This is a genomic window from Clostridioides sp. ES-S-0006-03 (genome assembly GCF_020662275.1).
Classification (GTDB): Bacteria; Bacillota; Clostridia; order Peptostreptococcales; family Peptostreptococcaceae; genus Clostridioides.
Genome location: NZ_JADGMM010000023.1, coordinates 26,657 through 33,239 on the forward strand (window position 1 = coordinate 26,657; position 6,583 = coordinate 33,239).

The following is a 6,583-nucleotide window of genomic DNA, read 5'->3' on the forward strand; positions in this document are numbered from 1 at the left end:
TTTTTACAATGTTTAAAAAATTTAATATAAAAAGAGATATGTCTTAAAATAAGCTTGTTTTAAGACATATCTCTTTTTATATTAAATTTGATTCAATACATAAAGTATCAATTTTTTGTTCTCTGTATAAATTCTTTTATTGTCATTTTCTCATCAAAAGTCTATAGTAATTATACATTACTATAATTTAACATCTGTAAATAAAATTAATTAGAGGCATAAATATATTCAAATAATCCAATTTATTTATACCTCTAATTTTTTATAAGTAAAATCTCATTAAGTTGATTTCTTCGCACGAATAAGTGTGCTTTTAGAGATACCAGTCATCTTCACAACCTCTCTATAAGGCTTAGAATTTAATAATCCCAATGCGTATTGTATCTGCTGATTACTATATTTCTTTGGTCTACCATCCTTAAAATCTTTTTTCTTTCTAGCAAATTCTTTTCCCAACTGAGTTCGTTCTATTATCATATTTCTTTCAAGTTCTGCAACTGCAAGTAATGTAGTTAAAAAGAATTTCCCCATTGAAGTATTTTCTAGGAGACCTATATTTAAAATATGGACACTAACTTCTTTAGCAAATAAACCCTCTATCAGTTGTATCCCATCTGATGTACTTCTAGCTAGCCTATCAAGTTTAGTCGCAACAAGTAAATCTCCCTTCTTTAAAGAAGATATAATCTTTTCAAATTTAGGTCTATTTGTGGTAGTCCCTGTATAAGTTTCTTTTATTATTTTAGCATTGTTATACTTGCTTAATATCTCTTGCTGTTGTTGATACAAACTATTGTTATCTGTCTGGTTCTTTGTACTGACACGGCAATATCCATATATAATAATAATCACTTCCTAACGTAAATATTTAATGCAGGAATTTGTAGATATCTGTATCTACTTGTCTTTATACATTTTACTAAAACGAGTTTTTGGTGTCAATACTGTTAACTTTTGACACCATTATAATTCCTTTATAATTTGTTTGACTATGTCAAAAATTAACAATATAATGAAGTTAATGAAATTATACAAATTGGAGGAAATAATATGAATAGTCTGTTAAATGATGCAATAGATGAGTTAAAAAACATCCATTGCGGAGAAGTTTTTTTATTAAAAGAATTGTTCAAAGGCTATGAATGGAACAGGTTGGAGATGAACATCAGGTTAAAATTAGGAAAACTTTTTTTGTATGAAGTAGTAAGTAATCCCAATTTAAAGGTAGAAGTAATCAATAAAAATTCTGCTTATCAGCAAATGTATAAAAAAAAATAACAACTTAAATATATATAATAATATAATCTTCTTGTTGAGTCAAAAGTTAAAACTTTTAATACAAATTAATTGTACTATATAAATGTTTATCAGTAGGTCTGAGTCTATATAACTAACATATACAAATAGTACTGTTTAAATTATGTTTTTAAGATAGATAAATCTTAACCCTACTCCAGCATAAATCTTGATATACTAAAATAGGGCTCAGAATTATCTATATTTTTATACCATAAAATGCTTAGTTCTTCCTCTTGATTGAACATATATGTCTGGAGAGATACAATAGAAACGTTGATTTATAAAATTTCCAAAATCAGAAAATCTCATCTTAAATTTAGGAATTCCAAAGCTTTCAGGCGCTATCTCATCTACACCAAAATAGATAACAATCCCATCATCTGTAATATAAAATGCCTGATCTTCAGGTATAACTAATTCTACATTAGAGTAATACATTTCTCTGTTTTCATTAATTTCAGCTTTTATATAATCAGTTATTATGTTTATATAGTCAACTCCATCTCTAAAAATATCACCTAGTAAAAGTTCTTTTCCATTTGTTAAGTCTATATTGTAATTATTTAATGTATTGTACTTAGGTCCATAACTACTAGCAAATCCCATAAGATTTAATATCATACTTAGTACATAGTTTTTACTGAAAGTAACTGCATAATTAGTAGAAACCCAGTAACTTTGTTTTGGAAGTGAATTTTGAGAAGCTGCATTATTATATTCTTGTTCTTCTTCTTGCAACCCAAGCTTAAAATTATTTACAGTCATCTTTACAGCAGAATTTATGTTGTTTAAAATAGGCGGATTTACATAGGTGGATTGATTTCTAATATTGTACAGAATAGGATATTTTACATCATATGAAAAGTATTTGCTTCTGCCAAAGTCTTCGTTAAACTGCACATATAATATGTTATATGTACAAGTATTTGTAGCTTGATAATTTTCCATTAAAACTCTCCTCCTCTTATTAAAAAAATCAGATACTATATAATATGTTTAAGAGAGTAATAATGTTAACAATAAATGTAAAGAATAGAAAGTATCTAAAACAGCAAAAAATGACTGATTTTGTGGTATAATACATAGGATTGAGAGTTATTTTATAGGAGGAAAGATATGTTATTATTAGCAGATAAATGGAAAGATTATGAACTTATAGATATGGGAAATGGAGAAAAATTAGAGCGTTGGGGTAAGTATGTACTTAGAAGACCAGACCCACAGGTTGTATGGCCAATGGAGTCTGAATGGGCTCTATGGAAAAACCCTCACGGACATTATCATAGAAGTAATAAAGGTGGAGGTCAGTGGGAACACAAAAAAAGATATCCAGAACAATGGACTATAAATTACAAAAACTTAAAATTTCACATTAAACCAACTGGATTTAAACATACTGGATTATTCCCAGAACAAGCAGCCAATTGGGACTGGATGATGGATAAAATCAAAAAAGCTGACAGACCTATAAAAGTATTAAATCTTTTTGCATATACAGGAGGAGCTACAGTAGCATGTGCATCCGCTGGTGCAGAAGTATGTCATGTTGATGCTGCAAAAGGTATGGTCAACTGGGCAAAAGAAAATATAGAGTTATCAGGACTTAAAAATCAAACAGTAAGATTTATAGTAGATGATGTTGTAAAGTTTGTTGAAAGGGAAATAAGAAGAGGTAAGAAATATGATGCAATAATAATGGACCCTCCTTCTTATGGGAGAGGACCTAAAGGAGAAGTATGGCAAATAGAAGAAAAATTATATAGCTTTGTGGATTTATGTATGGGTGTTTTATCTGATAATCCTTTATTCTTTCTAATTAATTCTTATACAACAGGATTTTCTCCAATAGTTCTAGAAAATGTACTGTCTACAACAATAGGTAAAAAGGCAAACAATGGCGAAATCTATGGTGGAGAATTAGGAATACCAGCTTCTAGGGATGGTAAAATACTTCCTTGTGGTATATTTGGAAGATGGGAGAAAAAATAATGATAAAAGTCATATATGAAGATAACCATTTATTAGTTGTAGATAAACCTGTAAATGTATTATCTCAAGGAGATGATACCAATGATAAGGACATGGTAAATCTTTTAAAAGACTATATCAAAACAAAGTACAATAAACCTGGAAATGTATATATTGGTTTGGTACATAGATTGGATAGACCAGTGGGTGGAGTCATGGTTTTTGCCAAAACATCAAAAGCTGCCTCAAGATTGTCTGAACAAGTAAGAAATAAGACATTCAAAAAAACCTATATGGCAGTTGTTCATGGTAAAATGAAATCCGATTCAGACATATTAAAAGATTTTTTATATAAAAATAAAAAAACAAATATGGTGAGTGTTGTGAAAAAAAACCATAAGGATGCTAAAGAAGCTGAACTTAGTTACAAAGTTTTGGGTTTTAAAGAAAATCTAAGCTTAGTTCAAGTAAACTTAAAAACTGGTCGTTCTCATCAGATAAGAGTTCAATTTGCAACTAGAAAACACCCATTATATGGAGACCAAAGATATGGCCAAGAAGTAAATAAAATTGGACAACAGATTTCTCTTTGGTCTAATAAAATAGAAATTTGCCATCCAACAACAAAAGAAAAAATGGAATTTATATGTACTCCACCTGATAAATATCCATGGAATATATTCTAAATCTCAAATGAGGTGATTATATGAGTAAAAAGTTTTCAATAGGCGAAATGTCAAAGCTTCACAAAATAAGCATACAAACGCTAAGATACTATGACCAAATAGATTTATTTAAACCTGTTCATGTTGACCAAGAAAGCAATTACAGATATTACTCAATTGACCAATTTTCACAATTGGATATTATAAAATACTTAAAGTATCTAGGTATGCCATTAAAAGAAATCAAAGAAAAATTAGATGAAAACAATGAAGAAATTCTAAAATTATTAACCAATAAGATTAATATCGTAGATGAAAAAATTAAAGAATTAGAACTTATAAAAAAAGTATTAAGTACAAAAAAAGAAACAATGGAAAAAGGTATGAGAGTAGATGAAGTAGGTAAAATAGTAAGAAAACATATTCCAAGAAGAAGTATTTTATCCATAGAATATGAAGAAGGTTTAAGTAATGAAGAAACTATGGAGCTTTCCAGAAGACAAATAGCAAATATACTAGAAGATAATATCTCTGTGTTTTATGGTGGAGTAAGTGGTCTTGTATCTATAGATAAATTCTTAAAGGAAGATAAAGTCATCTATGAAAATAGCTTTGTAAATGTTGAAAGAGATTTATTTGATGCTAAGTCTCAAAAATATATATCTGAAATTTCAGCTGGTGATTTTATTTGTATGACATATAAAGGCTCTTACAGAGAAAATTATACTGCTTTTAAAAAGTTAGTTGATTATGTTGATTATAAAAGGATACCTATTGAAAATTATATATATGAGATACCTATAATAGACCCTCTGTCTACAAACAATGAAGATGAACTTCTAACCGAAATTCAGATACAGGTTAAAAAGAGAGAAATTGATTTAAGATGTCTAGTATAATCAGGTATTATAAAAAGGGCGTTTCCAAATGATTTTTAAATCATAAATGGAATGCCCTTTTTAAATAATAATTAAAATTTTATAGTTTAGACTTGGAAAATAATATGAAATGTTTTATTATATATCTATATACCTTATAATACGAGGTATATGATAAAATAAAGTAGGTGAATTTATGGACTTAAACAAAGAAGTGCTTAAAGGTCATATTGATACTTTAATATTATCAATACTAAGCAAAGGAGATTCATATGGATATGAAATAGCAAAAGTAGTTAGAGATGAAACTACATTTGAATTAAAAGAAAGTACACTCTATGTGTCTCTTAAAAGATTAGAATCTAAGGGCTTGATAAAATCTTATTGGGGAAATGACCAAGGCGTAGGAAGCAGGAGAAAGTATTACAATATAACAGATGATGGAAAGGACAACTTAGAAGTAAAAATTCAAGAGTGGTACTTTATACAAGATATTATGAACAAGTTTCTAAAGAAGGGGGATTAGATTTATGAAAATAATAGAAGAGTATTTAGAAACACTATATAAGAGTGAAAATAACAAAGAAATTCAAGATTTAAAAGAAGAGTTAAGAGAACATCTAACAACATCTGCAAATGAATTTATTGAAAATGGATATAAAATAGATGAAGCACAAAATAAGGCAATTGAAAGATTTGATGGTGATGGTGAGATGTCAGTAGAATTACGTTCAATATTTAAACAAAAAATAGAACCTAAAAAAGTTTTATTGCGAAGATTATCAAATTCAAGGCTTTTATTTTTAAATTTATTTGGATGGCTTGTTGCAGCTGCTGCATTTACAGCCAATAGAGGTTTTGGTCACATAGTTCCACCTTGGTTGATTATAGCTTTGATAATTGTAGTAGTTATATTGATAATTTTAAGCATTATAATTAATAAGTTAAAGAAAGAAATAGAAAATGATTATGTTATGTAGTCACATTAATAAATATAGTTTTGTTTTATTTATACAAGTAAGTACTACGATATTAATAGGTACTATGAAAGGAGTTTTTGTATATGGAGAAAAAAATATTATTAGAAAAAATTCTTGATACGCCAGGCGTTTCATATATTAATGAGAAAGTAAATTTATTTAAAGGTACCAAATGGATTTCATTTGGAACTTATATAATGACTGTTGAAAGCTTCTGCTATAAAGAAGATTCAAAACACTATAATCCAGTAATGGGAACATTTGATTATGAGTCAGAAATTTTTATAGTTAATGCCATATATAAAGATGAGGTCTACTCTATTAAAAATAAAAAACTCTATAGAAATGTATCTAAAGGAGATAAAATAGTTGTTACAATTAAATACTATTATGATAAATATGAAAATCTTATACATGAAGAAATTCATGACTACCACTCTTATCCTCTATCTAATGATTAAAGAAAAAACTGATAGTATCAAGATTGATATTTATTTTAGTTCACATAAGAAAATAATTATAGAGTATTAATTAAAGGCGAAAGCTCCTAGGAACTAACGCCTTTAATTAATCTAAATATCAGTTTGTTTTTTATTCTGCTATATTATAAACTTTTAATTTATCTTTATTTATATGCTTTTTCTTAACTTCTACTAAAGCTTTTAATGTATCTAAAGATGTCATTATTTCAGTAGAAAATTCAATAGCTGTTCTTCTCATTTTAAATCCGTCTCTTGTTGAGTCATTACCTTTAGTAGGTGTATTTATTACTATATCAACTTGTTTATTTCTT

10 protein-coding genes are annotated in these 6,583 nt (G+C 27.7%); 7 read left to right on the forward strand and 3 right to left on the reverse strand.

From position 1 onward, the window contains the following. Positions 1-279 precede the first annotated feature (279 nt). Complete coding sequence (locus tag IR151_RS19530) at positions 280-849, reverse strand: recombinase family protein (protein WP_227437586.1); 570 nt, start codon at positions 847-849, stop codon at positions 280-282. A 201-nt stretch (positions 850-1,050) separates the two neighbouring features. Here IR151_RS19530 and IR151_RS19535 point away from each other — a divergent pair, with 201 nt between their 5' ends. Next, complete coding sequence (locus IR151_RS19535) at positions 1,051-1,278, forward strand: single-stranded DNA-binding protein (protein ID WP_227437569.1); 228 nt, start codon at positions 1,051-1,053, stop codon at positions 1,276-1,278. A 225-nt stretch (positions 1,279-1,503) separates the two neighbouring features. On the opposite strand, the gene IR151_RS19540 is transcribed toward IR151_RS19535, so the two are convergent. Then, entirely contained in the window at positions 1,504-2,247 is a 744-nt protein-coding gene (locus IR151_RS19540) for an RsiV family protein (RefSeq protein WP_227437571.1), read from the reverse strand. Between the two features lie 168 nt (positions 2,248-2,415). On the opposite strand from IR151_RS19540, the gene IR151_RS19545 reads away from it, so the two are divergent. The 6 genes from IR151_RS19545 to IR151_RS19570 all read left to right on the forward strand — a co-directional run bounded on the left by IR151_RS19545 (position 2,416) and on the right by IR151_RS19570 (position 6,251). Next, complete coding sequence (locus IR151_RS19545; RefSeq protein WP_227437573.1) at positions 2,416-3,288, forward strand: class I SAM-dependent methyltransferase; 873 nt, start codon at positions 2,416-2,418, stop codon at positions 3,286-3,288. Then, entirely contained in the window at positions 3,288-3,953 is a 666-nt protein-coding gene (locus IR151_RS19550; protein ID WP_227437575.1) for an RluA family pseudouridine synthase, read from the forward strand. Before IR151_RS19545 ends, IR151_RS19550 begins: the two co-directional genes overlap by 1 nt. Positions 3,954-3,973: 20 nt before the next feature. Next, positions 3,974-4,831, forward strand: coding sequence for a MerR family transcriptional regulator (locus IR151_RS19555; protein WP_227437576.1), 858 nt, complete (start codon positions 3,974-3,976; stop codon positions 4,829-4,831). 175 nt (positions 4,832-5,006) lie between these two features. Then, complete coding sequence (locus IR151_RS19560) at positions 5,007-5,336, forward strand: PadR family transcriptional regulator (RefSeq protein ID WP_227437578.1); 330 nt, start codon at positions 5,007-5,009, stop codon at positions 5,334-5,336. 4 nt (positions 5,337-5,340) lie between these two features. After that, entirely contained in the window at positions 5,341-5,790 is a 450-nt protein-coding gene (locus tag IR151_RS19565) for a permease prefix domain 1-containing protein (RefSeq protein WP_227437581.1), read from the forward strand. 83 nt (positions 5,791-5,873) lie between these two features. Next, entirely contained in the window at positions 5,874-6,251 is a 378-nt protein-coding gene (locus IR151_RS19570) for a DNA polymerase III subunit delta (protein WP_227437582.1), read from the forward strand. Between the two features lie 130 nt (positions 6,252-6,381). On the opposite strand, the gene IR151_RS19575 is transcribed toward IR151_RS19570, so the two are convergent. After that, the coding region (locus IR151_RS19575) for a hypothetical protein (protein WP_227437584.1) at positions 6,382-6,583 on the reverse strand (202 nt) is incomplete at its 5' end.

Coding starts and splice junctions, on each gene's coding strand:
- IR151_RS19535 (WP_227437569.1), top strand. CDS start 1,051: ATGAATAGTCTGTTAAATGATGCAATAGATGAGTTAAAAAACATCCAT.
- IR151_RS19550 (WP_227437575.1), top strand. CDS start 3,288: ATGATAAAAGTCATATATGAAGATAACCATTTATTAGTTGTAGATAAA.
- IR151_RS19560 (WP_227437578.1), top strand. CDS start 5,007: ATGGACTTAAACAAAGAAGTGCTTAAAGGTCATATTGATACTTTAATA.
- IR151_RS19555 (WP_227437576.1), top strand. CDS start 3,974: ATGAGTAAAAAGTTTTCAATAGGCGAAATGTCAAAGCTTCACAAAATA.
- IR151_RS19565 (WP_227437581.1), top strand. CDS start 5,341: ATGAAAATAATAGAAGAGTATTTAGAAACACTATATAAGAGTGAAAAT.
- IR151_RS19570 (WP_227437582.1), top strand. CDS start 5,874: ATGGAGAAAAAAATATTATTAGAAAAAATTCTTGATACGCCAGGCGTT.
- IR151_RS19540 (WP_227437571.1), bottom strand. CDS start 2,247: ATGGAAAATTATCAAGCTACAAATACTTGTACATATAACATATTATAT.
- IR151_RS19545 (WP_227437573.1), top strand. CDS start 2,416: ATGTTATTATTAGCAGATAAATGGAAAGATTATGAACTTATAGATATG.